We start from the raw sequence: 2,238 nt of genomic DNA, 5'->3' as shown, positions 1-2,238 counted from the left end.
GCCGATGCCGCCGAAAACCACCTTAAACACCAAAACCAACGCATAGTGAAAATGCCACGCGTTGCGAATCCCTCTTGAACAGTTTGTGATGTTTATTTTGCCACCGATTCTACCTTTTCGTTACCTGTTACTTCAGGTTGAACAACGGGGTCTATTGGATGATATGGAGGCAAATAGGTTATGTGCATTGGTAACGAACGCTTGCCTTCTAAAACAGCTAATACGCCTTCACGTACTTTAGTCTGTTCATTTTCGACACGCCCATGCGCAATAGGGCTGTAGCAATCTCTTTTAAGCTGGACTTCATCGAAGTCATAACCTAATGATTGAGCCATAGCGTAAAGAAGGCTTGTAAATAAATCATTACTCCGCTCAATCCATGCATCGAGTCTTTCATCAGGGACACTATTATTTAGATGATCGTTATATATTTTCCAAGCATTCGTAACTTTCTTATCAGCTTCGGACTGCCAACGTTTACCAAAAACAGATTTCCCGTAGAATTCAAGATCTATCATATTTAGTGCAGAAACATGAGCTCCAGATAATCTCGTTGCACGCGTTTCCATCAGAGTGTGGAACAATTGAAGTTTTCTTCTTTTTCGTTCGGTTATATTTTCAATTATCTTCTGAGCTTGGACTGCCAATATTGGACCGATAATAACCGCCCCGATTGTAATCCAATCTTTGATATCCATGTTTAGTTCCATATTTTCCTCGATAAACATAACGCCCGCTTAAGGGGTGAGTGAACGTGTGCCATGTTTGAGCGAAGCGAGTTCGGCACGCGTTTACGAATCCCACTTGAAGCGTTTGTTATAGGGCTGGTATCACCTTTTCTTTATGTGCCATTGATAGATACCCTAAAGATGATTGATTTTTCGCTGGCTCAAAGCTTGTCGATACTTTGGCTTGTAGCTTTATCATCGATGCAACCCCCCCAACAATTGCCCCAAGTGGCAAGTCTGTTGGGTTTGAGAAAAAGTCAAACGCAGCACCTGCTGCAACACCTTGAACTAACTTTCCGCCATCTAAGTTAAGTTGGGCAGAAAAGTCATACTTACTCGTTTTCTTCCAACGCTCGTTTGATACTTGATTGAGTTCAGATATAGCAACTTTAAGATCTGATACAGCTTGTAACGATGTAAATGCAGGGTCAGGAGATTTAATAATTTGAATATAAAGATCATCAAGTGACTTATGTAATACGTTTAACTGATCTCTTCTACGGTATTTGAATTCAAGTAATTCTTCGATTGGTACATCACCGTGTGGTACTGGCAACGCATTAATTAAGTCGAACCGTAGATTCCGTTGTTGTGATTGAAAACTGCTAGGTAAAGCAAGGGATGAGCCCATTTGGTGTAAAACCCAATCAATTTCACGATTTGACGCTAGTAGAGATTCAGCTATCTTAGCTTGTGCGATTGCAAAAGAGTGACCTAAATCAGAACCACCCCAAGAGCCTTGAAACCCAACACGCGGGCGTTCAATTACCCCAGTTTCAATGAGTACCTCTTCTTCAGGAACTCCAACATAAACCAAGTTGCTACCTGGAATAACAACTTTGTCCCAGTACAAAGCGTAATAACGAATTTCCTCTGGAGAAATTGATCGCTTCATCATAAATCCGTTGGATGTGATATCGATTAACGCTGGTGATGCTACAACACCCCTTCCCATCAAAGTACTCCTTATTTTCTAAAGCCCTATAACGCCTGCTTAATGGGCAAGCAACGCTACCACTGAAATTAAACTAACATGCCGTAAACACCTGACATGACTATAAATACTGAACTCGCCTAGCGTTGATTGTCCCTTTGAAGCATTTGTTATGTGTTGGCCCACCAATAAGGCATGAGTTCTTTTAGTTTCATAGTTGAACCATTAGCGTGAGTAACAATGTCCATTTCTGAATTCTTTGGGTGAAGCTGAAGTAAAAGCTCCTGACATGCCCCACAAGGTAAAATAAATTCAGTGCCCTTGATACAAACAAGCTTTGTAATCTCAAACTCACCCTCTGTAACCATTGTACCGATTGCATTTCGTTCAGCACAAATTCCTAAAGAGCATGCAGCATCGATGCAAACACCACTAAACTGTTTTCCAGATGACGTCTCGATTGCTGAAGATACTTGCCCACAGCTTAGCTTGCCACTGAATTCTTGATCTCTAAGCTTTGACTGCGCTAGAGCGATAAGTTTGTTGTGCATTCATACTCCTTATACACATAACGCC

The 2,238-nt window shown here is 41.4% G+C and carries 3 protein-coding genes; all 3 read right to left on the bottom strand.

Annotation, left to right across the window (positions count from 1 at the left end):
- Positions 1 to 92: 92 nt before the first annotated feature.
- The 3 genes from LNL84_RS19545 to LNL84_RS19535 all read right to left on the bottom strand — a co-directional run bounded on the left by LNL84_RS19545 (position 93) and on the right by LNL84_RS19535 (position 2,213).
- On the bottom strand, positions 93 to 698 hold the full coding sequence (locus tag LNL84_RS19545; protein ID WP_244359532.1) for a DUF6680 family protein: 606 nt from the start codon (positions 696 to 698) through the stop codon (positions 93 to 95).
- Positions 699 to 816: 118 nt separating this feature from the next.
- Positions 817 to 1,683: a DUF6236 family protein gene (locus tag LNL84_RS19540; protein WP_244359531.1), complete on the bottom strand. Its 867-nt coding sequence runs from the start codon at positions 1,681 to 1,683 to the stop codon at positions 817 to 819.
- A 149-nt stretch (positions 1,684 to 1,832) separates the two neighbouring features.
- The gene (locus LNL84_RS19535) at positions 1,833 to 2,213 is read right to left on the bottom strand and encodes a cytidine deaminase family protein (RefSeq protein ID WP_244359530.1); all 381 of its coding nucleotides are present in this window, start codon (positions 2,211 to 2,213) and stop codon (positions 1,833 to 1,835) included.
- Between the last annotated feature and the right edge of the window lie 25 nt (positions 2,214 to 2,238).

This window comes from Vibrio gelatinilyticus (assembly GCF_022836845.1).
Taxonomy (GTDB): domain Bacteria; phylum Pseudomonadota; class Gammaproteobacteria; order Enterobacterales; family Vibrionaceae; genus Vibrio; species Vibrio gelatinilyticus.
This window is presented reverse-complemented; position numbering and strand designations above follow the sequence as displayed.

What these genes read in the sequence shown, in the direction of transcription:
- LNL84_RS19545 (WP_244359532.1), bottom strand. Translation starts at nt 698, where the DNA reads ATGGATATCAAAGATTGGATTACAATCGGGGCGGTTATTATCGGTCCA.
- LNL84_RS19540 (WP_244359531.1), bottom strand. Translation starts at nt 1,683, where the DNA reads ATGGGAAGGGGTGTTGTAGCATCACCAGCGTTAATCGATATCACATCC.
- LNL84_RS19535 (WP_244359530.1), bottom strand. Translation starts at nt 2,213, where the DNA reads ATGCACAACAAACTTATCGCTCTAGCGCAGTCAAAGCTTAGAGATCAA.